Here is a 26,272-nt window from a genome sequence, read left to right as displayed (position 1 = left end):
CATGGACATTCCGGTGGTCAGCGTCGTTGCAGCGGGACGTAGATGCGGCGGGCGACCATGTCGAAGACGTCCTCCGCGGCCTCCAGGGCCCCTCCACCATCTGCTCGCGGATGAAGGAGCGCGTCGACGATGCCGCAGAGACCTGACGCCATCCGATCTCAACCGACGAGTTGATTGGCGAGGAGCTTCGTGTCGGAGAGATCGGTTCCCGGGATGCCGGACACCTCGAAGACGCCGTAATCGACCATGACGGCCGACAGTCGCCCGGCGATTTCAGGATCGTCCGTCAGGAGCTGCCCGCGGACGACGCCGTTGTGCTCCTCGAGCACGCGGAGCGGAACGTCGTCGAGGGTGGCTGTGAAATCGAGCTCGTATACGGTGCAGGCCGCGAGCGGAACCGTTTTCGTCCAAACGCCGAGACGCGCTTGTGACCAGTCAGCAGACGCCGGCTCGACGTACGAAGTGAGATCGACCTCGTCATCGTGGATGTCCGCGGCGTACTCGGTCTCGTCATAGACCGCCCGCGTACCGAAGAAACGACTGGACGGATGCCATTCCGTGACCGGCGGTTGCCCCGCGAGCGCGGTCCACCCATGAGCCGCACCCCGGTACACGGCGAGGACCTCCTGTTCACCGGAGTCTGAAATCCGCCACAGTTCGGCCCCCGGGGAATAGCGGGTCGTGGACATGTTCCAGACCGGGACGATCTCGTCACCGACGGGCCGTAGGAACCCGAGCGGGTACGACGGCCACGGCCGTTCCACCTGCGGTGGTACGGCGAGGTTCGCGCACCGCGGGACTTCGAACCGCACGACATCGACGTGTCCTGAGCCATCGGACGGCCATCCGTACGCCTCCCGCAGCGCGCTGGCCGTTCGCAGGTTTGTCGCGTCACCCGCGAGCACGACGGAGCCGCCGACCTGGGAGTACCCGCGTTCGCGGACGAGCTGGGACATGCCGGGATGCAGCAGCTTCTGCAGAACGGTTCTCATGCTCTGACCACCGGGTGTCGCGTGGAAGCCACGTGTACGTCCTCGACCTCATCGGGGGCGACAAGCGCCGACCATCCATCATTCTGGTTTCCCGACATGCCTGCGGCCAGCGCCGCGTCGGGCTCGGTGCCCTCGTACCAAACGGTGACCATGCCGCGCTCCAGACCGCGTTTCACTCGCGGGCCGACCGATACGGGTACGCCGTGCCACGTGCCGGTCACCTTTTGAGAGAAGTAGGCAGACAGTGCCGAGAATGGCAGCTTCACCCACGGTTCGCGGGGATCATCGTGCAGCTCGAGAGCATCTGGAAACTCGTCCCGGGTCGGCCCGCTTTCAACATTGACCCGAACGAAGTCGTCACCCCCCGAGTGATAGGAGTACCGGCGACCTCGGTAGTCGTACTGCGTTTCGCTGACGGGAATTTCTGACATCTCAGCCCACCGGGATCCACTCTCCGGCGCGAAGCACCGCGAAGAGTCGTTGAGTTCCATCGCTGAGGACTTCCCACATCTCGGCTCCTTCACGCATGTTCACGCGGTTGGCTCGATACTCGGGAATGATGTCATCGCCGGTCTTCAGGAAGCCGTTGCCCGTGAACGGCGGGCTGTAGTGGTCCACGGAACCGTCGCCGCCCATCGAACTGTGCAGCTGAGGATTGACGGATCCCGATGCGTTGACCTGCTCCTGGAATCGTACGACGTAGGCGCCACTGTCATCGGGCAAGAAGTTGGTGTTGGGGTAGTCGAGCCGCAGCGACTGGAAAAAATCAGCGGGCGTCGTCAGGTGCGCGGTGTCTTGGGCGACCGACACCGACCCCGTGATCATTCCGTCGTCACGGAGAACAATGTTCTCTCCCTGTCCGAGCACCAGCTTCCCCGAAGCGTCGAAGTGCGGCTGGTCAAGAACCTTCTGGAAGACCGTGTCCGGAGTCACCTGAGCGGTGAGCTCGTTTCGCACTCCGTTGACGATGGTCTTCTCGGACGGCGTCAAGGTGTCGATCGGGCGGTTGATGAGATCTTCGAAGTGCGTTCGCGTTACTCCGTACTTGTCCAGAAGCGGAGTGGTCACACGACTGCCACCGAGGTCCTCAGGCGCGAATGCGGTGGTGTGTTCGGTCCCGTCCATCAACGAGTAGACCCGTCCAGGCGAGGCGGGTGTCGTCGAGCTGCTGGTGGGCGAGTCGCCCCCCGCAGGTCCGGTCACGTCCCCGTCAGGCGCGTGCCCGCCCGTCGCGGCGTCGTCGCCGCGTCCCGCGCCGCTCGTGTCGTCGCCGCGGCCCAGGCCGCCACCGTTGCCGGTGTCGGAGCCGCCGTGGCCGCCGCTCTCGCCGCCGGCGTGGCTGCTGCCGCCGCCCGTGTCGGTCGAGGGGTCGCGCACGACCGTCGACTCACCCGCTCCACCGGTCTCGGTGCGGACGGGGGCGTCCTCGACGATCGAGTTCACCGGACCGGGACCCGTCTCGCCGCGGACACCACCGGCGCCGACGAGCTCGGGCTCGCGCACCGGCGCCGTGACACCGGCATCCGTTCCCCCGTCCGTGCGCACGGGCACGTCGCCGCCGCGCACGCCGTCGAACGAGCCGGCGGGCATCTCGATGCGACCCGAGGGGATGGCATCCGTCGGGGGGAACTCGTAGACCGCGACGCCGTCTTCCACGCGCGCTGTGACGTTGCTGAGGTCGACACCCGCGTCGTCGAGCGCGCGCAGCCCGGCCGCGGCGTCGTCGGCGACGAACGGCATGTCGGGAGTATTGAGGTGGAAGCCGTCTGCGGCATCCGTGCCGAGACGTCCGATGATGCCGTCGAGTCCGCGAATACCCGCCCCGCCGAGCTTCATCGCGCCGTTCATGGCGAACGCTGCCGGGTCGACGAAGTCGGCCACCTTCGCGATCTTCGACACGACGGATGCCGCGGTCGATGCGGTCTTCACGCCGGCGACGGCCGCGCCGCCCACGGGAATCAACGCGGTGCCGACGTTGAACACCGACTCGCCGAGGGCGGTGCCCGGGTCGTCCTGCCACTTGTCCCATGCGATGAGAGCCTTGCCGGTGTTGATCGCCGCTTCATCGGCCTGGGCCTTGAAGTCGCGCACCTCCTGCGGGAGGAAGCCGTCCATGCCCATGGACTGCATGAGAGAGTCCGACTGGAAGATCGGGGCCAGGATGCCGGTGTTGGCAGCGCCGGCGAACACGAGCATTCCCAGGTTGCCCCAGGCTGCACCGTAAGCGTCGCCGGAGAAGAAGTCCCCCGTCTCGGGGTTGTAGCCGAGCACGAGGGTGCCGAGGCCGGTGATCGTGCCCCACACGCCGCCCACGGCGATGCCTTCCCAGAGGAAGTCCTTGAAGACGAACTTGGCGGTCGCCTCGCCGCAGCCCTCGGTGCGTTCGACCTCGGCGCCCCAGGGCATCTCGGTGCCCTCGGGGATCTCGGAAAGGCCGTAGCCCAGAGCATCGTCCTCGGACTGTGCGGCGTGCAACGGCGCGGCGCCGTAGAGCGCGCGGATGCGGTTCGCGCAGGCCCGCTCGGCCTCCCACAGCTTGACCTGCTGGGCGTTCACCGCGGACAGCAGCTCGTTGTTGCGGTCGACGTACTCCTGTACCTCGTGCCATTCCTTCGTCACCGTGCGGTACTTGTCCGGTGCCGCAGCGCTCGACGACCCCGTCGTCGACGAGCCCCACGAACCCTGGTAGGTCGGCGCGGCGGTGGCCCCTCCGTACGGCGACTGCGCCGCCGTCCACGCGGGGTTGATCTCGCGAACCTGCACGCCGCCCTGGATCGAGTCGTTGAAATCCTGCGCCTGCGTGCGCAGCGAGTCGAGCTCGGCCTTGATCGGACGCACATCCGCGGCGAAAGCGATGAGCGCAGCCGACACCTCGGAGAGGTTGTCGCTGACCTGCGTGGCCTGCGAACTGACCGGGGCCATCAGCCCCAGCAGGGTAGGCGACTCGGGTGCCTCGTAGACCCCGGCCATGCCCTGCCACTTGAAGTGCACGTTCGAGCCGTGATCGGCCACCTGGCCGGAGATCGTTCCGATCGTGCGGGCGTTCTCGTCGATGGCATCCGGGTTGATGTCGGCACCCGGAATCGCATCGACCTTGATCGCGTCTGGCATCACATCACCCCGTGCGGAAGAGTGGGCGGGTAGATCGCGGCGACGGCGGCGGACTGCGCGTTCTGCGCCATCTCGGTGTCGCCCGCGACGTAGGCTTCGGTGGCGCTGACGACACCCTGCGCCGCCGCACCGATACGGGCGCTCATGCCCTGGATGCGGGGAGCTTCCTCCTGCTGGAAGTACGCCTGCACGGCCTCCGAGATCGCGCCCGACTGCGTCGCGGTCACCGCTCCTTCGAGAGCGGGACTGAGCGAGTTCAGTGCGGTGCCGAGCGCCTCGGCATCGATGTTGACGTCTTGCAGCACGGCCACGACGCCTGATGGCTGGATGCTCCAGCTGGTCATCGCCCGACCCCCTTCATCATTACGAGACTGCCGCGCGGCTCACCCTGCGCGCGGGCGCCACGGATGCCGGGCGCAGTCTGCACCCGGCATCCGGAGGGATTGTCAGCCGATCGACTCCACCGCCGCGCGAGCCTTGCTCAGCGCGGTCTGGGCGGACTCGTCGTTGCGCTCCAGTGACGAACGGAGGGTCTGGATGATGCCGCGCACCTCGGCGGCGGCGTTCTTCCAGCGCACCTCCTTGCCGCGGTAGTCCTCGGACACACCGTCGGCGGAGTAGTCGGCCATGGCGGCCTGAACGTCGCGGTCGCGCTGGTCGATCAGCGACTCGAGCTGCGCGGCGACGCGGTTGAAGTTGTCCTGAGCGTTCTGCGACGCCGCGATCGAGTAGTCGCGACGGTCTCCCTGGTTCACCATGAGTCAGTCCTCTCCGATTCTCAGCGGCTGCCGAAGCGGGCGGCGTCGAACGACGATCCGGCTTCGAGGCTCGTGGTCTGGTCGACCATGGACGACTCGCCCTCCTGGAAGGAGCGGTCCATGCCCGAGATTCCTCCGAGCACGCCGTCGAGCGCGAGCTTCAGCTCGGACGAGATCGCGTCGGTGCGCGACTTGAAACGGTCGAACGCGGCACGACCCGCGCCCTGGAACTGCCCCTCGAGCGGCTCGGCCGCTTCGAACAGCTGGCGCACCAGCAGAGACAGCTCATCACTCGAACCCGAGGTCGCCTTACCCAGCACACCCAGTGTGTCGGAACCCATTGCGAACTTCACGAGAGCCCACCCTTCGATCGCGAATCAACCTGCAACGAACCCTGAAACACTAACCACGGGTCAGCGGTCGCGGAACGAAGATGAGAGAACTCTCCTTTTTCTCTCACATGGTGTAGAAGGGGTCAGTCCGTCGCTTTCGCCGCTGCTTTCGCGGCCCGCTTGTGCTCGCGCACCTTGGCCAACGAGTCCGGGCTCGTGATGTCGGCGACCGACCGGAAGGAGCCCTCTTCCCCGTAGGGCGCCGACGCTTCACGCCATCCGGAGCCGTCGTACCCGTACTGCTTTCCGAGCAGCGCGAGGAAGATCTTCGCCTTCTGCTCGCCGAAGCCGGGCAGGGCTTTGAGGCGCTTCAGCACGGTCGCGCCATCGGGATGGTCACGGGTCCAGAGCTGCGCGGCATCCCCGCCCCAGTCCTTTTCGATCGCGGCGCAGAGCGATTGCACGCGTGTGGCCATCGACCCGGGGAAGCGGTGCACCGCCGGGGACTGCGAGAAGGCGGCCGCGAACGCCTCGGGGTCCTCGTGCGCGAGCGTCCTGGCATCCATCGCCCCCACCCGCTCTTGGATCTTCAGTGGTCCCGCGAACGCCGTCTCCATCGCCACCTGCTGATCCAGCAGCATGCCGATCAGCAGCGCGAGGGGGTTCGTCGAGAGCAGGTCGTCGGCGGCCGGGTCGTCGGTGATGTGCAGGCTCATGCCCTCATTGTCCCGCGCGTTCACGCGGGTTCGGCGACCCACTTCTGCGCGAAGGGCACGGCATCCAGGTGATGCAGGTCGTCGGTGATCTCGGTCAGCTGCGTCTGGAAATCGTCGAAGCTGCCCGGCTTCAGGCGCTTCACGAGGGAGCCGTCGACCCGCCGGATCACGACCTCGCTCGTCGACGGTGCGTCTGCTCCGGAGTCGAGCAGACCCATGACGACCGTCGCCGCCCATCGCAGGCCGTTGCGGCGGCGATCCTCACCAGCGACGCGGTACACCTCGGATGCGGGAGTGCTCATGGGCACATCCTGCCCGACGCGTGCAGGTGACGGCGACGGTTCGCCCCGAGGGGTGGTGCCGGAGCTCAGCCCGCGTCGGCGATGCGTGAGGCGGGTGCTTCGGCGTCGGCGACCTCGATGCCGAACAGCGCGGACAGCGCCGAGATGTAGTCGTCGCCGCGGCCGGACTCGGCGAGCTGGTGGGCGCGGGTGGTCGGGGTGTGCAGCAGCACGCCGACCAGGTGCCGCAGGGCCTGCTCGGTCTGGCCGCCCTCGTCGCCGCGGGCGCGGACGCGCTCGACCTCGGCGTCGAGCACGCCGAACACGTGGGCGCGCAGCGCCACGACGGCGGGCGTGATGTTCTTGCGCTCTCCCACGGAGGCGAAGCGGCGGGCGGCGTCGCGCACCAGGTCGCGCGCGGCATCCGTCGCCTGCAGCTCTTCGAGCGGGGCGTGGAGGCGGATGGTCTCGAGGTCGAGCAGGTCGACGCCGGGCACCGTGGCGACGTCGGGGTCGACGTTGCGCGGAAGACCGAGGTCGATGACGAGGCGGCGGCCGGAGTGCTCGACGGGACAGCCGACGGACGCCGGCGCGGCGGCTTCGGCGGCGGTGCGTCCGGCGGCGAAGGTCGCGGCGCTGACGACGTGGTTCTCGCTGGTCGTGCACGTGATCACGAGGTCGGCGTGCACGACGGCGGTGGGGAAGGTCTCGGCCGACACGGCGCGCAGCCCGTGCTTGGCGGCGAACTTCGCGGCGCGGCCCGAGGGGGAGTACACCGAGATGTCTTCGGCGCCCTGATCGCGGAGGGCGGCGACCGTCGCGGCCGCGTAGGCACCCGTGCCGACCAGCAGGACGCGCTGCGTCGACCAGTCCGCGATCCGGCTGTCGGCGAGCTCGAGGCCGAGGCGGACGAGCGAGCGACCGGCGCGGCCGATCGCGGTCGAATTCTTCACGCCGCGCTGCGCCTCGGACGCGCGCTGGAACAGCCGCTCCAGCTCTCCGGACGTGGTGCCGAGGTTGCGCGACTCGGTGAGGGCACGCCGCACCTGGCCGGCGATCTCGCCCTCGCCCACGACGACGGATTCGAGACCGGATGCCACCGAGAACAGGTGCTCTGCCACATCGCCGCCACCCAGCACGGTGTACGAACCCTCGAGCTCGCTCGCGGGCACGCCCGTCGCCGCCTCGATGGCGCTCAGCGTGGCCTCTACTCCCACGGCGACGGCGGCCGTGACCGGCTCGTCCATGTCGACGTAGGCCTCGAAGCGGTTGCAGGTGGCCACGACGACCGCTCCCTGCACGCACTCGTCGTGCGCGGCGATCAGGGGGGCGACGGGGGTGGTGGGTACGCTGAGCCGCTCGAGGAGATCGAAGGACGCGGTCTTGTGACTCGCGCTCACACAGAGCAGCACGCAGAGATTCTACGCCCGGCACCCGCGAGGTATTCCGGGCCGCCTCTCGACGTCGAGGCATCCCCGTTCTTCACAGAACGCGAATGGGAGGATGGATGCCATGGCCTCACCCGACGCGCCCCTGCTCCGTGCCCTCCGCGGCGACCGTCCCGAACGGCAGCCGGTGTGGTTCATGCGGCAGGCCGGGCGCTCGCTTCCGGAGTATCGCGACCTGCGCGTCGGGACGCGGATGCTCGATGCGTGTCTCACCCCCGATCTCGCGGCGGAGATCACGCTGCAGCCGATCCGCCGGCACGGGGTGGATGCCGCCATCTTCTTCAGTGACATCGTCGTGCCGCTCCGGCTGGCCGGCGTCGCCGTCGAGATCGAGCCGGGCCGCGGCCCCGTGTTCGCCGAGCCGGTGCGCACCGCCGCCGACGTCGCCCGTGTCACCTCGATCGACCCGGCCGATGTGGCCGCTGCCGCCGAGCCGATCCGGGAAGCCGTGCGCATCGTGACCGGCGAGCTCGACGAGGCCGTGCCCCTCATCGGCTTCGCCGGGGCGCCGTTCACGCTCGCGGCGTATCTCGTCGAGGGCGGTCCGTCGAAGGAGCACCTCCGCGCCCGGGGCATGATGCACGCCGATCCCGAGTCGTGGCACCGTCTCGCGGGCTGGCTGGCCGAGGTCTCGCGCGCGTTCCTCGGCGCGCAGATCGAGGGCGGGGCGCAGGCGGTCCAGCTCTTCGACTCGTGGGCCGGTTCCCTCTCGCGCGCGGCGTTCCTCGAGTTCGTCGCCCCGCACTCGCGCACGGCGCTGGAGGGCGTCGACGTGCCGCGCATCCACTTCGGCGTCGGGACGGGTCCGTTCCTCGCCGACATGCGCCTGGGCGGCATCGCCGACGCGGTCGGCGTGGACTGGCGGATGCCGCTCGACGAAGCGGCCGCGATCGTCGGCCCCGACACGACGCTGCAGGGCAACATCGACCCCGCGCTGCTCGGTGCGCCCTGGCCGGTGCTCGCCGCGCACATCGACGACATCCTCGCCCGGGGACGCGCGGCCCGTGCCCACGTGCTGAACCTCGGCCACGGGGTCCCGCCCGACGCCGACCCGACAGTGCTCACGCGCATCGTCGCCCACGCGCACGGGGAGGCGGAGTGAGCGATCCGCTCGAGCGTCTCGCGGAGCACGCCCACGCGAGCCACGTCGTCGTCGCGGGCGGCGGGATCTCCGGCCTCGTCGCTGCGCTGGAATGCGCGAAGGTCGGCATGCGGGTGACCGTGCTCGAGGCATCCGACGCCTTCGGGGGAGTCGTGCGCTCGGCCGAGGTCGGCGGGCTCACCCTCGACGTCGGTGCCGAGAGCTTCGCCACGCGCGGCGGGGTCGTCCGCGCGCTGCTGGCCGAGCTCGGCCTCGAAGACCAGGTCGTGCCGCCGAACGCGGCCGGGGCGTGGGTCGCGGGCGTGCCCGGGATCGGGGCGGCTCCGTTGCCCAAGGGCGGGGTGCTCGGCATCCCGGACAATCCGTGGGCACCGGACGTGCGGCGCGTGATCGGGTGGGCGGGTGCGTGGCGCGCGTACGTCGACCGTCTCCGCCCGCCGCTGACGATCGGCCACCAGCGCAGCCTCGGCGCCCTCGTGCGCTCTCGCATGGGCTCCCGCGTGCTCGATCGACTCGTCGCGCCGGTCACGAGCGGCGTCTACTCCGCCCGGCCGGACGACATCGATGTCGACCTCGCCGCTCCCGGCCTGAACGCCGCTCTCACGCGCACCGGCTCGTTGGGCGGGGCCGTGGCCGAACTCCGCGCGGCGCGCGCGACCCCGGCACCCGCGGACGCACCCGCCTCGGACGTCCCCGTCGTGTCCGGTGCCGCCCCGCGCACCCCGGCGCCCGGTGGCGCGGTCGAGGGGATCGCCGGGGGGATGTCTCGCCTGGTGGACGCCCTCGTCGCCCGCCTCGTCGAGCTCGGCGTCGACCTGCGCACCGAGATCGCCGTCGAGCGGCTCTCGCCCGCGGACGGCGGCTGGGACGTGGGCACCGCAGACGACTCCCTCCACGCCGACGCCGTTATCGTCGCCCTCCCGGAGGGGGCGGCGCGCGAGCTGCTGGCCCCTGTCGTGCCCGGACTCGACCGCGGCGAGCCGATCGCGCCCGTCGTCGAGGTCGTGACCCTCGTCGTCCACGCCCCGGCCCTCGACGCCGCTCCCCGCGGAACGGGCGTCCTCACTGTCCCCGGCAGCCACGTCGCGAAGGCCCTCACGCATTCGACCGCCAAGTGGGACTGGGTTCGGGATGCCACCGAGCCCGGCATCCACGTCGTCCGCGTGTCGTTCGGGGCGCAGGGGGAGGAGCCGGCGACTGCAACCCTGGACGACGAGGCCGCCGGAGCGCTCGCGCTGGCCGAGGCGTCCACTCTGCTGGGCGTGCCGCTCGCCCCGGCGACGCTGCGTGCGTCGCACCGTGTCCGCTACGTGCAGTCGCAGCCCGGTGCCGCCATCGGGCGCGCGGCAGAGACGGCCGTCGCCCGCGGTGCGATCCGCTCGGTGGCCGGCCTCGGGGCGACGGGTGCGTGGCTCTCGGGGACGGGTCTCGCCCAGGTGATTCCCGACGCGCGGAGCGAGGCCGATCGCGTGCGGAGCGCCACGCTGTGGCACCGCGGCTGAGCGGGCGCTCCGCGATCGTTCGCGTACGCTGCCACGATGTCAAGGGCGGATGCCGGAACGGGAATACATCGCTATCGTGAGACTCGACCAGCACTGATCGAGCGTGAGGAGACCCCATGAGGGGCAAAGCAGCACTCGTCGTAGGACTCGTGGCGGGCTACGTGCTCGGAGCACGCGCCGGCCGCGAACGGTACGAGCAGATCAAGGCGCAGGCCGAGAAGGTCTGGGATCAGCCCGTGGTCCAGGGACAGGTCGAGAAGGTCAAGGCGTTCGGCGTCTCGGCCCTGAAGTCCGTGCCCGGTGTGGTGTGGAAGGGCGCGAAGTCGGTCACCGGTGCCGCGTCGCAGTCCGGCACCGTCTCGGAGCGCGCAGAGCGCGCCGGCCGCGCAGCCAAGGCGTCGGCCCACGAGGTCGCCGGCGCCGTCGAGGAATCCGTCGATGACGCGAAGAGCGCCGAGAAGACAGCCACCTCGCGAGCGCAGGCGAACAAGAACAGCTCCACGTCGTCGGAGAGCTGAGGCATGACGACTCCCCGCGGTTTCCGTGACCGCGCCGATGACAGCCTGTTCACGCTCATCGGCGACATCCCCGAGCTCGTGCGCAACCTCGTCGTCGCCGAGATCAACGGCGCGAAGGCGTGGGCCGCGCGGACGGCCAAGGACGCCGGGATCGGCGCGGGTTGGTTCGTCGGCGCGCTGATCGTCGTCTTCTGGGCCGTCCCCGTCTTCTTCGCGTTCGTGATCGCCGGGCTGTCGTCGTGGTGGCCCGTCTGGTTGTCGGCGCTGGTGGTCTTCGGCGTGATGATCGTGATCACCGCGATCCTCGCGCTGCTGGGATACCTGCGGTTCAAGAAGTTGTCGAAGCGCGAGAACCCGGGTCAGGCGATCGCGCAGGACGTCCGCATCGTGAAGGAGGCCGGCGATGAGTATTGATCGTCCCGTTCCCGTGCCGAAGACGGCGGTTCCCCTGGGCATCGCCGACCCCGTCGAGCAGGCGCGCGCCGAGCTCAAGGCGGCTCTGGCCGCGATCGAGGTCAAGGCGAACGTTCCGCGTCGGGTGAGCGAGGCCGTGGACGTGCGCGTCGCCGAGGTGCGCGAGTCCGCTCGCCGCAACCCGGCGGCCGCCGCCGCGGTGGTCGCCGGTGTCGCCGCCGCGGTCGGGCTCACCGTCTGGGCCCTGGTCCGCGCCTACGCGCGCTGACCCGCGCGCCCGCGGCATCCCCTCGTCCGTCGAACGCCCACGTTCCGCGCGAGAGCCCACGTTCCGGTCGTCCGGACCGTGTGCTCTCGGCCGGATCGTGGGCGTTCGGCGTTCGGCGTGCGTGCGTGCGGGCCGACTGGGACGCCGCGGGCGTCAGGGCTCGTTCGCGAACAGGCCGTCCAGGAGGTCGTGGAAGTACTCGGGCGTCACGGCGATCGGACCGGCGTACGCATGGTCGAAGCCCGCGATCGCATAGAGCAGGAGCGCGACGAACAGCGCGAGCATGCTCGCCATCAGCAGGTGCACCCGGAGGTTGCGCACCTCGATGAGCGCGATCAGCACGGCGTTGAGCACCGCGCCGACGGTGAGGACGATCCACAGCACGTTCGGCAGCGCGAGGTGCGTCAGCGCGATGCGGTCGCGCCGGTTCTCGACGAGCAGCTGGAACTGATCCAGCGACTGCTCCACGTACAGGATCTCGGCGGGGCTCGTCGGCTGCACGGCGGCGATCGCCTGCTGCATGGCCGTGACGTTGGCATCCGTCTCCGAGGGGATCTGCAGTCGCGCCTGGAGCGGCCAGTCGACGTCGATGACGTTGCGCGTGTACTGGATGATCTGGTTCTGCAGTTCGGTGGATTGCGGCTCGGGCAGGAGTGCCGCCGTGCGGTAGAGGGATGCCAGTGACGACGACTCCTGGAGCACGACGCCGTCGACCTCGGTGAAGTTGCCGTACGCCGCGGCGGCGATGAGGGCGAGCGTCACGCCGTAGAAGACGCCGTACGCGCCGACGGCGTAGCTGAGCACGCGATCCCACTCCTCGCCCTGGCCCCCGACGCGGCGCACCCAGCGGCGCAGGACGAGCAGGATCGCGCAGGATCCGCCCACGACGATCACGATGAACAGCGGCAGCCCCACCGACATGGGGAGTTGGTAGAGCCACATGGGTCACACCCTTCCGACCGGCATCCCCCGATGCCGTCGTCGCACAGTACCAACGGCCCGCGCGGCCCGACGGACGCCGGTGATCCATCGGCGAGTCAACCGGTTTGGCCGCCCGCGCCCGCGGGGCGAGACTTGACGCATGGCCCACGACGACTCTTCTTCCATCTACACCCTGTGGGCGGTGCTCCGCCGCGACCCCGAGAACCCCGTCACCGCGGTCGATGCCACCGAGCTCGCCGACCTCGTCGATCTCATCGAGGCGGACGGCGTCACCATCCGCGGGTTCTACGACGTCAGCGGGCTCCGCGCCGACGCCGACCTGATGGTCTGGCTGCACGGCGCCGACCCTCAGGCGCTCCAGCGCGACCTGCGTCGCCTCCGCCGCACCGAGCTGCTGAAGAACCTCCTGCCCACGTGGAACGCGATGGGCGTGCACCGCGACGCCGAGTTCAACCGTTCGCACGTGCCCGGCTTCCTCCGCGGCATCGACGCGAAGGACTGGCTCTGCCTGTACCCGTTCGTCCGCAGCTACGAGTGGTACCTGCTGCCCGAGGCCGAGCGCCGCGAGATGCTCATCGAGCACGGCAAGAAGGGCTCGCAGTACACGGGAGTGATCGCCAACACCGTGGCATCCTTCGCTCTCGGCGATTACGAGTGGCTCCTCCCGATGGAGGCCGACGACCTCACCGACCTCGTCGACATGATGCGCGACCTCCGCTACACCGAGGCCCGCCGTCACGTGCGCGAAGAGGTGCCGTTCTACACCGGGCGTCGCGTCACCCTCGACGAGATCCCCGAGATCCTCCAGTGAGCGCCGCCCTGCGCCTGGGCACGCGGCGCAGTGCGCTCGCGATGGCGCAGTCGCAGATGATCGCCGACGCGGTGGCCGAGGCATCCGGTCGCGAGGTCGAGCTCGTCCCGATCGTGTCCGAGGGCGACGTCAACCGGGCGTCCCTGTCCCAGCTCGGTGGCCGTGGCGTGTTCGCGAACGGTCTGCGGGAGGCGCTCGCGGCCGACCGCTGCGACTTCCTCGTCCATTCCCTGAAGGACCTGCCGACGCTGCAGCCCGAGGGGCTCATCATCGCGGCGACCCCGTCGCGCGAGGATGCCCGCGACGTCGTCGTGACCCGCGACGGCACGCCCCTTTCGTCGCTGCCCGCGGGGGCGCGTGTGGGCACCGGCTCGCCGCGTCGTATCGCCCAGGTACTGCGGCACAACCCGGGGGTGGAGATCCTCGACATCCGGGGCAACGTCGACTCGCGGCTGGCGCGTGTCCGCGAGGGAGACCTGGATGCCGTGATCCTCGCCGCCGCGGGCATCTCGCGCCTGGGCGGAGACCTCGGTGGTCTGCAGGCCGAGTACCTCGGGCTCGCCGAATGGCCCACAGCGCCCGGCCAGGGCTCGCTGGCCATCGAGACCCGTACCGACATCGATCCCGAGATCCTCAGCGCCCTCGCGGCGCTCGACGACCCCGCCACCCGCATTGCGATCACGGCCGAGCGCACGGTGCTGTCGGTCCTGGATGCCGGATGCCACGCCCCCGTCGCCACGCACGCCGCCCTCACCGAGGGTGATCTCCGCCTCCGCGCGATCGTGTACGCCCTCGACGGCTCGCATCGGATCGGTATCGATCGAACCGTGCGCGTGGAGCCGGGGTATGGTGGGGAACCTGGCAGTGGCAACGGAGCGAATGCTGCCGACGACGGGGGACCCATCGCGCGTGCGACGCGTGCGGGCCAAGAAGCCGCGCGTCGGTTGCTCGAACGCGGGGCGGCCGACCTGGTACCACGAGAGTCGACCACATGAATGAAGGCCATCGGCGCACGCCGACCCCAGACAAGCCGCTCGCCGGCCGGCGCGTCCTCGTGCCGCGCGGCGGCCCGTGGGGCGACGGCGTCGCCGCGAGCCTCCGTCAGCGCGGAGCCGTCCCCGTGATCGCTCCGCTGATCAACTTCGCGCCGACCAACGATCAGGCGACCCTCGAGCAGGCGCTCGCCGACCTGGCCGCAGGGCAGTTCGACTGGCTCACTCTTACCAGCGCGACCACCGTCGACGTTCTCTACGCGTACCGTGCAGAGATCCCCACGTCGACGAAGGTCGCCGCCGTCGGTGAGACCACCGCCGCGGCCATGCAGGCCGTCGGGTACCACGTCGATCTCGTCCCCGACCGCGACAACTCGGCGCAGGGCATGGCCGAGCAGATGATCGCACTCGAGACCGAACCCCGCGCGGTGCTGACGCTCCGCAGCGAGATCGCCAAGCCCGTGCTCACCCGTCTCCTCATCGAGGCCGGGCACCACGTCCGCAGCGTCGTGGCGTACCGCACGGTCGGTGTCCCCGTCACCGACAAGATCGCCGCCGACGTGCACTCGGGCCGGATCAACGCCATCCTCGTGACCAGCGGCTCGGTCGCTGAGCAGGTGGTCGAGCAGTTCCCCGAGATCCCGGCATCCACCGTCATCGCCGCGATCGGACCGCGCACCGCGAAGGATGCCAAGCGCGCGGGCTTGAACGTAGATGTCATCGCCGAAACGCAGACGGTCGACTCGTTGATCGAGGCCGTCGCCCGATTCACCGTCCCCCCGGAGTCCGAGAACACCGAATGAGCTTCCCCGAGTACCGTCCGCGGCGTCTGCGCCGCACCCCCGCCCTCCGACGCCTCGCGCGTGAGACGCACCTCGTCCCGTCGCAGCTCGTGCTACCGCTGTTCGTCCGCGAGGGCATCACCGAGCAGGTGCCCATCGGCTCCATGCCGGGTGTCGTCCAGCACTCGCTCGACTCGCTGCGCCGTGCCGTCGCCGAGGCCGCGGCCGCCCGCATCGGCGGCGTCATGCTGTTCGGCGTGCCCGAGCACCGCGACGCGGTCGGCTCGGGGGCCGACGACCCGGACGGCATCCTGAATGTCGCGACCGAGGCCGTGGTGTCCGAGGTCGGCGACGCGCTCGTCGTGCAGACCGACCTGTGCCTCGACGAGTTCACCGACCACGGTCACTGCGGCGTGCTGCGCGCCGACGGCGAGGTCGACAATGACGCGACCCTCGAGCGATACATGGCGATGGGTCTCGCGCAGGCTCGCGCGGGCTCGGCGATGCTCGGCCTCTCCGGCATGATGGACGGCCAGGTCGGCGCGGTCCGCGAGGCGCTGGATGCCGAGGGGTTCACCGACACGCTGCTGCTGGCATACTCCGCGAAGTACGCGGGGGCGTTCTACGGTCCGTTCCGCGAGGCCGTGGACTCGCAGCTGAAGGGCGATCGCCGCTCCTACCAGCTCGACCCCGGCAACGGCCGCGAGGGTGTGCGCGAAGCGTTGCTCGACGTCGAAGAGGGCGCCGACGTGGTGATGGTGAAGCCCGCGCTGCCGTACCTCGACGTGCTCGCCGACGTGAAGGCATCCGTCGATGTTCCGGTGTGGGCGTACCAGGTGTCGGGGGAGTACGCGATGGTCGAGGCCGCCGCGGCCCATGGCTGGATCGACCGCCGCGGTGCCGTGCTCGAAAGCCTGCTCGGCATCCGTCGCGCCGGTGCCGACGCGATCCTGACGTACTGGGCCCTCGAGGCCGCGCACTGGCTGCGCGCCGACCTCTGATCTTCTTCGCGTGAGGGGTCAAGAGCTGTCGCCTGATTCCCTCGACGGCGACGATTCTTGACCCCTCACGCGGGGGTGCCCGGGAGAATGGGACGCATGACAGACCTCAACGACCAGTGGTTCGCGCGCGCGAAAGACGTCATCCCGGGCGGCGTGAACTCGCCCGTGCGGGCCTACGGATCGGTCGGCGGGACGCCGCGGTTCGTCCAGTCCGCCGCGGGTGCCCGGATCACGGATGCCACGGGTCGCGAGTACGTCGACCTCGTCGCCTCGTGGGGTCCGGCCCTCCTCGGTCACGCGCACCCCGAGGTCGTCGGGGCCGTGCAGTCGGCGGCATCCAAGGGTCTGTCCTTCGGTGCGCCGACGGGGGCCGAGGTCGAACTCGCCGACCTGATCGCCCACCGCGTGCGCGTCGGGGATCTGGCCCCGGTCGAGAAGGTGCGCCTGGTGTCGACGGGCACCGAGGCGACGATGACGGCGATCCGTCTCGCGCGCGGCGCGACCGGCCGCGACCTGCTGATCAAGTTCGCGGGCCACTATCACGGCCACTCCGACGGGCTGCTCGCCGCCGCCGGGTCGGGCGTCGCGACGCTGGCGCTCCCCGGTTCTGCGGGCGTCCCCGCGCCGATCGCCGCGCAGACGCTCGTCCTTCCCTACAACGACCTCGACGCCGTCCGCGAGGCGTTCGCGGTGCACGGCGAGAACATCGCCGCGATCATCGTCGAGGCGGCATCCGCGAACATGGGTGTCGTCCCGCCGCTGCCCGGCTTCAACGCCGCGCTCGCCGACATCGCGCACAGCCACGGCGCGCTGCTCATCATGGACGAGGTGCTCACCGGCTTCCGCGTGCACCCCGCCGGGTTCTGGGGCCTGCAGGCATCGCAGGGCGAGACGTATCTGCCCGACATCCTCACGTTCGGCAAGGTCGTCGGCGGAGGGATGCCGCTCGCCGCCCTCGGCGGCCGCGCCGACGTCATGGACCAGCTCGCGCCGCTCGGCCCCGTTTACCAAGCCGGCACGCTTTCGGGGAACCCGCTGTCGGTCGCGGCGGGCCTCGCGACCCTGCGCCTGGCGACACCCGAGGTGTACGCCGCGGTCGACGCGTCGGCATCCCGCGTCGCCGACGCTCTCGACGCGGCGCTGACCGCGGAGGGCGTCGTGCACACCGTGCCGCGCGCCGGGTCGCTGTTCGGCGTCGCGTTCCTCCCCGAGGTGCCGCTCGACTACGCCACGGCGCTGACGCAGCAGTCGTGGCGGTACGCCCCGTTCTTCCACGCGATGCTGGATGCCGGGATCTCCCTGCCCCCGAGCGTGTTCGAGGCGTGGTTCCTCACCGCCGCTCACGACGACGAGGCGCTGGAACGTGTGCTGGAGGCGCTGCCGGGGGCTGCGCGTGCCGCGGCGGGTGCGGCGGATCCGACGCTGCTCGCGCAGTAGGGCGGCGGGCGGCCCGCGGGGCGCTGCGGGCCGGTGTCGTGCAGAACTCCTGAGGAACCGCGGCTGGGCTGCCGTCTGGCCGCGTGATTCCGCGGGGGTTTCGGGCGGCGGCCCCCGGTTTGCAGGAGTTGTGCGCGGGCGCACGACCCGCCGCATCTTGCCAGGGCGGAAGGGCAGCATTACCTGCCTGGATTGCAACCCTGCCGTGTGCTGTGATCAGCGCATGTGGCAGTTCGCGGGCCTCCCGCTCCATCCTCTTCTCGTTCACGCCGCCGTCGTGCTGCTGCCGCTCGCGGCGCTCATGCTCATCGTCGGCAGCGTGTGGCCCGCGGCGCGTCGGCGGCTCGGCATCCTGACTCCGATCGTTGCGATCGTCGGCGGCGGGTTCGCGCTGCTGGCGAAGCAGGCGGGTGAGGCGCTCGAGCGCCAGGTGCCGTCGTCGGCGCTGGTCGAAGCGCACACGGCGCTGGGCGACGGTCCGGTCATCTGGGCGTTCTTCCTGATCGTCGTCGCGGTCGGACAGTGGGCCTGGTTCTGGTGGCGCGCACGGCGCGCGGAGACGCCGACCACCGCCGGTCGGATCCTCACGACGGCCATCGCCGTGGTCGCGATCGTGGTGTCGATCGGCACGACCGTCGACCTCGTGCTCGTCGGCGACAGCGGCGCCCGTGCCGTGTGGTCCGCCCTCGGGGCTTCGGGCGCCTGACCCGTCGCGCCGCCTCGCGACGGTGGAAGACTGGACGGATGCCAAACCCTCAGCCCCGCGTCGTCGTCCTCGCCGGCGGTGTCGGCGGATCGAAATTCACCCTCGGCGTCCGTGCGGCTCTGCGGCGACTCGGGGCACCCGAGGCGACGGTCGTGGTCAACACCGGTGACGACCTCTGGCTCTCGGGCGTGCGGTTGCAGCCCGACGTCGACTCGATCACGTACGCGCTCGCGGGGGTCAACGACACCGTCCGCGGCTGGGGCCGCGCGGGCGACTCGGAGCGCGTCAACGAGGAGTTGCAGGCGTGGGGCGCTGGCTGGCCGTGGTTCACGCTGGGCGACCTCGACCTCGGAACCCACCTCGCGCGCACCGGTTGGCTGCGCGAGGGTCTCAGCCCGACCGAGGTGCTCGGTCGGATGGCGGAGCGGTGGCCGCTCGGCATCCATCTGCTCCCGATGACCGACAGCGAGGTCGACACGCACGTGCACGTCGAGGACGGTCGGCGTCTGCACTTCCAGGAGTGGTGGACGCGGTACCGCGCCGCGCTGACTCCGACCCGGTTCGAGAACCCCGGAATCGTGGATGCCACACCCGCACCCGGCGTCATCGAGGCGATCGCGCAGGCCGACGTGGTGCTGCTGGCCCCGTCGAACCCGGTCGTCTCGATCGGGCCGATCCTTGCGGTGCCGGGCATCCGGGAGGCGCTGCGGTCCACGACAGCGCGGGTCGTCGGTGTCTCACCGATCATCGGTGGGCGTGTCGTGCGCGGTATGGCCGACGTGTGCCTGACGGCGATCGGGGTCGAAACGTCGGCCGCTGCCGTCGCGCGGCACTACGGCGCGCGGTCGGCGGACGGGCTGCTTGACGCCTGGCTGCTGGCCGAGGAGGATGCGGCCGCGGCGGCCGATGTGGAGGCGGCGGGGATCCGCGCGGTGGTCGCGCCCCTGTGGATGCGCGACGAAGACGCGTCGGCTGCCATTGCCGAGGTTGCGCTGGGGGCGTAGGTCGGGCGCTGCCGCCGAGCCCCGGCGACCAGGCAGGCGCGCCGCGCCAGACCGGGCGCGGGCCCCGGCGACCAGGCACGCGCGCCGCGCCGAACCGGGCGCGCCTCAGGCTGCCGCAGCTGCCAGAACAGCCGCCGTCCGCGGCCCCACGCCGAGCGCCACGGCCTCTGCGAGCTGCGCGGCGGTGTCGACGTCACGGCGCAGCGACGACCCGCGCGGAACCGCGAGGTCGGTGCAGCCCAGCAGGCGGTGGCGGGCCGCGGAGTCGGCGCCGAAGGCTGACACCCACACCGCGCCCGGGCGGGCGGTGACGAGGGTGGAGCCGGTGCCCTCGGCATCCGGGACCAGGCCCCGCTCGACGGCTCCGGCGAGTTCGAGAGCGGCATCGAGATCGTGCGGCGTCAGGGCCGGCACGTCGCCCAGCAGCGCCGCCCGCGGCGCGCCCTGACCCGCGGCGTCGGTGCCGAGGGCGATGGCGGCGTCGAGGCCGCGCACGTCGCCCTCGGTGATCACGTCGACCGCGGGCCAGGTCGACACGAGGGCCGATACCTCGGCGTCGTCGGTCACGACCAGCACGCGCGAAACGCGCGGGGTCGCTGCGGCGGCCGCGATCGTGTCGAGCGCGATGGCGCGCGCGAGGGCCTCGCGGTCGGCCGTCACGGCGGTGAGCCGCGTCTTGCCCACGGCGGCGGGCTTCACCGGCACGACGACCGTCCAGCCCTCGCGGATCTCAGGAATGCTCATCGGCTCCATTGTGTGCTGGACTCCGGACATTTCCGGACGGGGGTAGCGGTGCGCCCGCGATTCGTGCTGCGGAGGCATGGGGAGACGACGGCGCCCATCGAGATCACCCGCGATCGTCGAGATGACCGTGGATGCCGGCGAGCGGCGGGTCCGCTCGCGAATCGCGGGTCATCTCGCGGCCGCCCCGCGCCCCGTCAGGCGAACCGCGCCCGCAGCCGCGGCAGAACCTCGGCGCCGTACGTGCGCAGGAACTCCTCCTGGTCGTGACCCGGGTCGTGGAACACGAGGTGGCGGAAGCCCAGGTCGACGTAGCGGGCGATGCTGTCGACGTGCTCGTCGATGTCGGTCGAGACGATGAAGCGGGATGCCGCCCGCTCGATCGGCAGTTCGTCGGCGAGACGCGCCATCTCGAGCGGGTCGTGGACGCTCATCTTCTCTTCCGCCGACAGCGCCAGGGGCGCCCAGAACCGGGTCTTCTCGAGCGCGGTCTCACGGTCGGGGTGGTACGAGACCTTGACCTCCATGAGCGTGTCGATGTCGTCGCGCGTGCGACCGGCCTTTTCCAGACCGTCGTCGAGCGCCGGCAGCAGCTTCTCCGTGTACAGCTCCGGGTCCTTGCCGCTCGTGGTGATGTACCCCTCGGCGATGCGGCCGGCGAGTCGCGTCGCCGCGGGACCCGAGGCGCCGATGTAGATCGGCACCTTCTGCTCGGGGCGGTCGTAGATCGTGGCATCCTTCACCGAGTAGTAGGTGCCCTCGAAAGTGACCCGGTCTTCGGTCCACAGCTTGTCGATGAGGGTGATCGCCTCTTTTAGGCGCTGGAAGCGCTCGGGCGGCTCGGGCCACTCGAGGCCGAGGGTCACCTCGTTCAGCGCTTCACCCGTGCCGACGCCGAGGGCGACGCGGCCCGGGAACATCACACCGAGCGTCGCGAACACCTGCGCGATGACGCCCGGGTGGTAGCGGAACGTCGGCGTGAGCACCGAGGTCCCGAGCAGCACGCGGGACGTGCGGGCGCCGAGCGCGCCGAGCCAGGGCAGGGCATTGGGGGCGTGCCCGCCCTCGTGACGCCACGGCTGCAGGTGGTCGGAGAGGAACACCGAGTCGAAGCCCATCTCCTCGGCGAGCACGCCGAAGTCGAGCAGCTCGTTCGGTCCGAACTGCTCGCTCGAGGCCTTGTATCCGAATCGCAGCGGAATGCTCATGACTCTCCCTCTCCGTGACCCGCGCACGCGGGCGATGCGTCAGCCGCGCACGGGGGTGTGCGCGGGTTCGAACTCCGACCCGTCGGTACCGGTCAGTCTCTCGTGGAACGCCTGCACGGTGCCCGGCCACAGCAGCGTCAGCCGCCCCGATCGCTCATCGACGTACCAGTTGCGGCATCCGCCGGTCATCCAGGGCGTGGATGCCGCGGCGGCGGCGATCTCGTCGGTGTACGCGGCCTCGGCCTCGGGGCGGACGCGCAGCACGCGATCGGGGCGGCGGTCGCGCTCGGCGAGGGCGCGGACGACGTACGCGGCCTGCTCCTCGATCATGAGGACCGCCGAGTTGTGGCCGAGGCTCGCGTTGGGGCCGTTGAGCACGAAGAGGTTCGGGAACCCCGCGACCACCGTGGAGCCGAAGGACGTCATCCCCGTGCTCCAGTGTTCGGCGAGCGTCTCGTCCTCGCCGCGCACGAGGTCGGCGTACGGCTGCTGCGTCGAGGCGAAGCCCGTCGCCAGCACGAGGACGTCGGCCTCGTGACGGCGTCCGCTCGCGGCGGTGAGGGTCGACCCGTCGACACGGTCGAGGGCGGTCGGTTCGAGGGTGACACGATCGGATGCCACGGCCGGGTAGAACGCGTCCGAGAGCAGCACCCGCTTGCACCCGAAGGCGTAGTCGGGGGTGAGCGCGGCGCGCAGCGCGGGGTCGGCGACCTGGGTGTGCAGGTGCGCGAGGGCGGCGTCACGGGCGGCGGCGGAGGCCGCGGCGTCGCCCGAGCGGGACGCGAAGCGCGCCTCGCCCTCGGCGTACAGCTCGGCGCGCAGGCGCGCGAGGGCTCCGGGGTTCTCGGCCAGGTGCTCGCGCTCTTCGGCGGGGATCTCGCCGCCGCCGCGGGGCACGATCCATGCCGGGGTGCGCTGGAACAGCGTGACGTGGGCGGCGGTCTGGGCGAGTTCGGGTACGAGTTGCACGGCGCTCGCGCCGGTGCCGACGACGGCGACCCGCTTGCCGGTGAGGTCGACGTCGTGGTCCCAGCGCGCGGAGTGGAACAGGGGACCGCGGAACGTCTCGAGGCCGTCGATTGCGGGGACGTGCGGTTCGGTGAGCCGTCCGCAGGCGAGCACGAGCGAGCGCGCCCGGAGGATCTCGGCGCCGGTGTCGATGCGCCACACCGAGGTCTCGGCATCCCACTCCGCCCCAGCGAGCGGAGTGTGCAGCCGGATACGATCGCTCACGCCCGCGGCGACGTCGCGCAGGTACGCCTGGATCTCGGGGCCCTCGGCGAACGTCCGTGACCAGCCCGCGTGCGGGTGCGCGGCGTAGCTGTAGAGGTGCGCGGGGACGTCGCACGCGACGCCCGGATACGTGTTGTCGCGCCACGTGCCGCCCACGTCGCCCGCGCGCTCGATGACCACGACGTCGTCGCGTCCCGCGCGCCGAAGGGCGCCTGCCATGCCGAGCCCGGCGAAACCCGCGCCGACCACGACGACGTCGACGACGCTCACGCGGGAGTTCCGTCGACGGGGCGGACGATCGGGAACCGCGTGCCCCCGCTGGTCACGACGTACGGCGCGGCCGGTTCGACGGGCGTGCGCTCGACCCCGTAGTCGGTGGTGCGCAGGCGGAACGGGCGCATCAGGCTCCGCGCCAGGCGCTCGGCCACCGCGACGGGCAGCTCGAGACCCTGCTCGATGCCGGTGTCGGGCAGGACGCGTCCGTCGAAGAGCGTGCCGCCGAGGTCGTCGCCACCCGACTGGAGCAGGACGGCGGCGCCGTCGCGGCCGACGCGGGTCCACGGGATCTGCACGTGCGGGATCGCCCCCGACAACAGCAACCGCGAGACCGCGACCATCGCGCGGTGCTCGTCGAGCGGGGAGCGCCCCGCGACGAGCGGAACGTCGCCGCCGGGCAGCGGGATCGGCACGAACTCGGCGAAGCCCTTCGTCTCGGCCTGGATGCCGCGCAGCATCCGCAGGTGTGCGATGCGTTCCTCCGCGGTCTCGACGTGGCCGTAGAACAGCACCGAGGTGGAGCGGAATCCGGCGCGATGCGCGGCAGTGATGCCCTCGACCCAGCGGTCGATCTCGAGATCGCCCGGGGCGACGAGCCTGCGGACGCGCTCGCTCAGCACCTTCACTCCGGTGCCCGGCACGGTGTCGACGCCGGCCTCACGCATCGCCGCGAGCGCCCCGTCGAGCCCGAGCCCGCCGCGGTCGGCGAGATCGCGCACGTCGAGCGGACGGAACGCATGGACGTGGATGCCAGGAGCCCCGCGCTTCACGGCCCGCACGAGGTCGAGGTAGCCCGAGGGGTCTTCCTCGGGCGGGAGGGCGCCCTGGATGCAGATCTCGGTGGCGCCGAGGTCGGCGGCATCCGCGGCGATCGCCTCGGCATCCTCGAGGTCGAACTCGCCCGCCCCGGAGCGGCCCGCGCGGCGGAAGCCGGTCGAGGTGAGGTTGCGGTTGCGGACGAGGGTCACCGGCTCGCCGACGGTGTACCGGCGCGCATCGTCGGCCGCGGCGGTCAGGGCGTCGAGCTCGGCGCCGGTGGCGTGGAGGAGCCGCGTCCAGTCCGCGTCGTCGAGCGCGAGGGGGTCGGCTGCGGCCTCGGCGAGGCGGAGCACTCCGGGGTCGGCGCTGCGCGCTGCCGCCGGGGCCGACGTCGCGGCCGCGTCGCCCGCGGGACGAGCGGAGGGGAGGGGAGGAGCGGAGGGCGAAACGGGGGCTGCGGGTCCTCCCTCCGTCCCTGATCCTCCCGCGGTCACGCGCGCGGCGCCGTCCGGGGTGGCTGGGGCCTCGGGCGTCGCCACGGCCGCGGGGGTCGCGTCGGCCGCAGGGTCCGTGGCCTCGGCGGGACGAGCGGAGGGGATGGGACGAGCGGAGGGCGAAACGGGGGCTGCGGGTCCTCCCTCCGTCCCTGATCCTCCCGCGGTCACGCGCGCGGCAGTGCCTGAACCCGCCGCGGCGGGGATCACGTCGGCCGCGAGGCCCGTGGCATCCGCCAATGCCCGCAGCGGGGCGTGCAGCGCCGGGTCGATCCACGTCGCGGCGTCGCTGACGTACTCGGGGTGCGCGGTCAGCCGTTCGCGGAGCGTGAAGCCGCGTGCGGCGGTGTGCGCGGCGAGGTCGTCGATGTGGGGCCAGGGGCGCTCGGGGTTGACGTGGTCCGCGGTGAGCGGCGATACGCCGCCCCAGTCATCGATCCCCGCCTCGATCAGCAGCCCGAGCTCACGCGGGTCGGACAGGTTCGGCGGCACCTGGATGCGCATGTCGGGTCCGAATACGAGTCGTGCGACGGCGACCGTGACGAGGTATTCGTGCATGTCGGCATCCGGGGCTGACTGCATGGCCGTGCGGGGCTTCGCGCGGAAGTTCTGCACGATGACCTCTTGCACGTGTCCGTGCCGGTCGTCGAGGTCGCGCAGCGCGATGAGCGACTCCGCGCGATCGCGGACGGTCTCTCCGATGCCGACCAGAATGCCGGTCGTGAACGGGATGCCGGCGGCCCCGGCGTCGTCGATGACGCGCAGACGCAGATCGGGGTCTTTGTCGGGCGAGCCGAAATGCACCTGACCCGGCTCTTCGTAGAGGCGGCGCGAGGTGGTCTCGAGCATCATGCCCATCGACGGCGAGACGGGACGCAGGGTCGACAGTTCATCGGGGTGCATCACGCCGGGGTTTGCGTGCACGAGCATGCCGGTCTCGGCGGTGATGAGCTGCGCGATGTGCGCGACGTAGTCGATCGTCGAGGCGAAGCCGTGCTCATCGAGCCAGGCTCGGGCCTCGGGCCAGCGCTCTTCGGGGCGGTCGCCGAGGGTCAGCAGCGCCTCTTTGCAGCCGAGCTCCTGCCCCTGCCGCACGACGGTGAGCACCTGCTCGGGGCTCATGTAGGCGGGCTTTCGCAGCAGGTTCAGCTGACCGGGGGTGTCGACGAAGATGCAGTAGTGGCAGCGGTCACGGCACAGCGTGGTGAGTGGCACGAACACCTTGCGCGAATACGTGATGACGCGCGGACGTCCGGCGCGCTCCAGTCCCTCGTCGCGCGTCTTCGAGGCGGCGCGGGACAGCACATCGAGTGGGGCATGAAGCAGAAGCTCGGTCTCGTCGACGTCGGGCCGGTGCCCATCGCGCACGCGCTCGAGGAGGTCGTCGATCGAGTCGCCGCGGGCCGGTGCGGCCTGCGGCGCAGCGCTGCCCGTACTCATCGCTCCAGGCTATCCCTCCCCTCCGAAATCCGGGCCGCGCTGGGCTCGGGGGCATCGGGGCGTGGGGCTGCGCGGGGCTCGGGGCTGAGCGGGGCGTGGGGCCGTCGGGGAGTTGCGCGGGGGTGGGGCGTTGGGTCGCGCCATGTTGCGCTACGGAGCCGCGTTGCGTGCGTTTTGCCGCGACCGGGGTGCCGCGGGGCGTGGAGCCGTCGGGGTGTTGCGCGGGGGTGGGGCGTTGGGTCGTGCCATGTTGCGCGATGGAGCCGCGTTGCGTGCGTTTTGCCGCGACCGGGGTGCCGTGGGGCGTGGGGCCGTGGGTTGGGTCGTGCCATGTTGCGCGACTCAACGCGCGCGCGTGCACTTCGCCGCGACCGAGCCGCCGCGCGCAGGTCGCCGCGACCGAACTGCTGCGCGCGGTTCGCCGGGTTGGGTCGCGTCATGTTGCGCGACCCAAAGCGCTTGCGCGCACATTGCCGCGACCGCGCAGCCGCGGATCGTTGCGCTCTCGTAAGCGAAGGGGACGGTGCCCGCTCGGTGGCGCTGGCAGGATGGATGCCATGGTGACCCTGCTGCTCGATTCGACGCAGCTCGAGGTCGTGCTCTCGCCGACCGAGCGTGCCCTCTCGTTCCGCAAGCGCAACATCGTGGTGCCGCGCACGACCATCGACCGTGTGCAGTTGACCGACGACGCATGGACGTGGCTGCGCGGCGTCCCCAACCCCGGCACCAACCTCCCCGTCGCGGTCGCGATGGGCACGTGGAAGTCGGCCGGGGGCAATGACTTCGTCATCATCCGGCGCCGCAAGTCCAGCGTCGTGATCGACCTGAGCGGCCACGACGAGTTCGAGCGTCTCGTCCTCACCACCAAGCACGGCGTGGCCCTGCTCAAGGCGCTGCGCTTGGACGTGGCATCCGAACCCGAGGACGTCGCCGACCTGGTGTCCTGACGCGTCGCGGGGCGCCCGCGGTCTGCCGGCGGTCGAGATCACACGATCCGGCCCAGA

At 71.1% G+C, this 26,272-nt stretch carries 28 protein-coding genes; 13 read left to right on the top strand and 15 right to left on the bottom strand.

What is annotated here, in order from left to right; genetic code table 11:
- Positions 1–17 precede the first annotated feature (17 nt).
- The 10 genes from ABC271_RS15880 to ABC271_RS15835 form a co-directional block, all read right to left on the bottom strand.
- Positions 18–152: a hypothetical protein gene (locus ABC271_RS15880; protein WP_412925806.1), complete on the bottom strand. Its 135-nt coding sequence runs from the start codon at positions 150–152 to the stop codon at positions 18–20.
- 6 nt (positions 153–158) lie between these two features.
- Positions 159–992, bottom strand: coding sequence for a hypothetical protein (locus tag ABC271_RS15875; protein WP_412925804.1), 834 nt, complete (start codon positions 990–992; stop codon positions 159–161).
- On the bottom strand, positions 989–1,423 hold the full coding sequence (locus ABC271_RS15870; RefSeq protein WP_412925803.1) for a hypothetical protein: 435 nt from the start codon (positions 1,421–1,423) through the stop codon (positions 989–991). The genes ABC271_RS15875 and ABC271_RS15870 overlap by 4 nt, the downstream gene beginning before the upstream one ends.
- A gap of 1 nt (position 1,424) precedes the next feature.
- Positions 1,425–4,103, bottom strand: a complete 2,679-nt coding sequence (locus tag ABC271_RS15865; protein ID WP_412925802.1) for a hypothetical protein — start codon at positions 4,101–4,103, stop codon at positions 1,425–1,427.
- Positions 4,103–4,447, bottom strand: coding sequence for a DUF6507 family protein (locus ABC271_RS15860; protein WP_412925801.1), 345 nt, complete (start codon positions 4,445–4,447; stop codon positions 4,103–4,105). Before ABC271_RS15860 ends, ABC271_RS15865 begins: the two co-directional genes overlap by 1 nt.
- A gap of 102 nt (positions 4,448–4,549) precedes the next feature.
- A complete protein-coding gene (locus ABC271_RS15855; protein ID WP_228161668.1) occupies positions 4,550–4,861 on the bottom strand; it encodes a pore-forming ESAT-6 family protein in 312 nt (103 codons plus the stop codon).
- A gap of 20 nt (positions 4,862–4,881) precedes the next feature.
- Positions 4,882–5,202 carry a hypothetical protein gene (locus tag ABC271_RS15850; protein ID WP_412925800.1) on the bottom strand — a complete coding sequence of 107 codons (321 nt, stop codon included), beginning with the start codon at positions 5,200–5,202 and terminating at the stop codon, positions 4,882–4,884.
- Positions 5,203–5,336: 134 nt separating this feature from the next.
- Positions 5,337–5,909, bottom strand: a complete 573-nt coding sequence (locus ABC271_RS15845; RefSeq protein WP_412925799.1) for an HhH-GPD-type base excision DNA repair protein — start codon at positions 5,907–5,909, stop codon at positions 5,337–5,339.
- A 20-nt stretch (positions 5,910–5,929) separates the two neighbouring features.
- Positions 5,930–6,211: a hypothetical protein gene (locus ABC271_RS15840; protein WP_412925798.1), complete on the bottom strand. Its 282-nt coding sequence runs from the start codon at positions 6,209–6,211 to the stop codon at positions 5,930–5,932.
- 65 nt (positions 6,212–6,276) lie between these two features.
- A complete protein-coding gene (locus ABC271_RS15835) occupies positions 6,277–7,602 on the bottom strand; it encodes a glutamyl-tRNA reductase (RefSeq protein WP_412925797.1) in 1,326 nt (441 codons plus the stop codon).
- A gap of 100 nt (positions 7,603–7,702) precedes the next feature.
- Between ABC271_RS15835 and hemE the strand changes: the two genes are divergently transcribed.
- The 5 genes from hemE (at position 7,703) to ABC271_RS15810 (ending at position 11,442) form a co-directional block, all read left to right on the top strand.
- Complete coding sequence (gene hemE, locus ABC271_RS15830) at positions 7,703–8,740, top strand: uroporphyrinogen decarboxylase (protein WP_412925796.1); 1,038 nt, start codon at positions 7,703–7,705, stop codon at positions 8,738–8,740.
- A complete protein-coding gene (locus tag ABC271_RS15825) occupies positions 8,737–10,242 on the top strand; it encodes a protoporphyrinogen/coproporphyrinogen oxidase (RefSeq protein WP_412925795.1) in 1,506 nt (501 codons plus the stop codon). Before hemE ends, ABC271_RS15825 begins: the two co-directional genes overlap by 4 nt.
- Positions 10,243–10,358: 116 nt before the next feature.
- A complete protein-coding gene (locus ABC271_RS15820) occupies positions 10,359–10,760 on the top strand; it encodes a hypothetical protein (protein ID WP_412925794.1) in 402 nt (133 codons plus the stop codon).
- 3 nt (positions 10,761–10,763) lie between these two features.
- Entirely contained in the window at positions 10,764–11,174 is a 411-nt protein-coding gene (locus ABC271_RS15815) for a phage holin family protein (protein WP_412925793.1), read from the top strand.
- Positions 11,164–11,442, top strand: coding sequence for a hypothetical protein (locus tag ABC271_RS15810; protein WP_412925792.1), 279 nt, complete (start codon positions 11,164–11,166; stop codon positions 11,440–11,442). The genes ABC271_RS15815 and ABC271_RS15810 overlap by 11 nt, the downstream gene beginning before the upstream one ends.
- A 153-nt stretch (positions 11,443–11,595) precedes the next feature.
- Here ABC271_RS15810 and ABC271_RS15805 read toward each other — a convergent pair whose 3' ends face one another.
- On the bottom strand, positions 11,596–12,384 hold the full coding sequence (locus ABC271_RS15805; protein ID WP_412925791.1) for a bestrophin-like domain: 789 nt from the start codon (positions 12,382–12,384) through the stop codon (positions 11,596–11,598).
- Between the two features lie 139 nt (positions 12,385–12,523).
- On the opposite strand from ABC271_RS15805, the gene hemQ reads away from it, so the two are divergent.
- The 7 genes from hemQ to cofD all read left to right on the top strand — a co-directional run bounded on the left by hemQ (position 12,524) and on the right by cofD (position 19,117).
- On the top strand, positions 12,524–13,195 hold the full coding sequence (hemQ, locus tag ABC271_RS15800; RefSeq protein WP_412925790.1) for a hydrogen peroxide-dependent heme synthase: 672 nt from the start codon (positions 12,524–12,526) through the stop codon (positions 13,193–13,195).
- Positions 13,192–14,190 carry a hydroxymethylbilane synthase gene (gene hemC, locus ABC271_RS15795; RefSeq protein ID WP_412925789.1) on the top strand — a complete coding sequence of 333 codons (999 nt, stop codon included), beginning with the start codon at positions 13,192–13,194 and terminating at the stop codon, positions 14,188–14,190. Before hemQ ends, hemC begins: the two co-directional genes overlap by 4 nt.
- Complete coding sequence (locus tag ABC271_RS15790; protein ID WP_412925788.1) at positions 14,187–14,990, top strand: uroporphyrinogen-III synthase; 804 nt, start codon at positions 14,187–14,189, stop codon at positions 14,988–14,990. The genes hemC and ABC271_RS15790 overlap by 4 nt, the downstream gene beginning before the upstream one ends.
- Positions 14,987–15,970 carry a porphobilinogen synthase gene (hemB, locus tag ABC271_RS15785; RefSeq protein WP_412925787.1) on the top strand — a complete coding sequence of 328 codons (984 nt, stop codon included), beginning with the start codon at positions 14,987–14,989 and terminating at the stop codon, positions 15,968–15,970. Before ABC271_RS15790 ends, hemB begins: the two co-directional genes overlap by 4 nt.
- 96 nt (positions 15,971–16,066) lie before the next feature.
- Positions 16,067–17,407 (top strand): glutamate-1-semialdehyde 2,1-aminomutase, encoded by a 1,341-nt coding sequence (hemL, locus tag ABC271_RS15780; protein ID WP_412925786.1) that lies wholly within the window; start codon positions 16,067–16,069, stop codon positions 17,405–17,407.
- A 223-nt stretch (positions 17,408–17,630) separates the two neighbouring features.
- Complete coding sequence (locus ABC271_RS15775) at positions 17,631–18,113, top strand: DUF2231 domain-containing protein (protein WP_412925785.1); 483 nt, start codon at positions 17,631–17,633, stop codon at positions 18,111–18,113.
- Between the two features lie 38 nt (positions 18,114–18,151).
- Positions 18,152–19,117 (top strand): 2-phospho-L-lactate transferase, encoded by a 966-nt coding sequence (gene cofD / locus ABC271_RS15770; protein WP_412925784.1) that lies wholly within the window; start codon positions 18,152–18,154, stop codon positions 19,115–19,117.
- A gap of 105 nt (positions 19,118–19,222) precedes the next feature.
- Here cofD and cofC read toward each other — a convergent pair whose 3' ends face one another.
- From cofC to cofG, 4 genes are all read right to left on the bottom strand, one after another.
- Complete coding sequence (cofC, locus tag ABC271_RS15765; protein ID WP_412925783.1) at positions 19,223–19,861, bottom strand: 2-phospho-L-lactate guanylyltransferase; 639 nt, start codon at positions 19,859–19,861, stop codon at positions 19,223–19,225.
- Between the two features lie 194 nt (positions 19,862–20,055).
- A complete protein-coding gene (gene fgd, locus ABC271_RS15760) occupies positions 20,056–21,066 on the bottom strand; it encodes a glucose-6-phosphate dehydrogenase (coenzyme-F420) (protein WP_412925782.1) in 1,011 nt (336 codons plus the stop codon).
- 39 nt (positions 21,067–21,105) lie between these two features.
- Positions 21,106–22,569 (bottom strand): flavin-containing monooxygenase, encoded by a 1,464-nt coding sequence (locus tag ABC271_RS15755; protein ID WP_412925781.1) that lies wholly within the window; start codon positions 22,567–22,569, stop codon positions 21,106–21,108.
- On the bottom strand, positions 22,566–25,268 hold the full coding sequence (gene cofG, locus ABC271_RS15750; RefSeq protein ID WP_412925780.1) for a 7,8-didemethyl-8-hydroxy-5-deazariboflavin synthase CofG: 2,703 nt from the start codon (positions 25,266–25,268) through the stop codon (positions 22,566–22,568). The genes ABC271_RS15755 and cofG overlap by 4 nt, the downstream gene beginning before the upstream one ends.
- 557 nt (positions 25,269–25,825) lie before the next feature.
- Between cofG and ABC271_RS15745 the strand changes: the two genes are divergently transcribed.
- On the top strand, positions 25,826–26,215 hold the full coding sequence (locus ABC271_RS15745; RefSeq protein ID WP_412925779.1) for a hypothetical protein: 390 nt from the start codon (positions 25,826–25,828) through the stop codon (positions 26,213–26,215).
- Positions 26,216–26,272: the final 57 nt, after the last annotated feature.

Source organism: Microbacterium canaveralium, assembly GCF_047238045.1.
Classification (GTDB): domain Bacteria; phylum Actinomycetota; class Actinomycetes; order Actinomycetales; family Microbacteriaceae; genus Microbacterium.
This window is presented reverse-complemented; position numbering and strand designations above follow the sequence as displayed.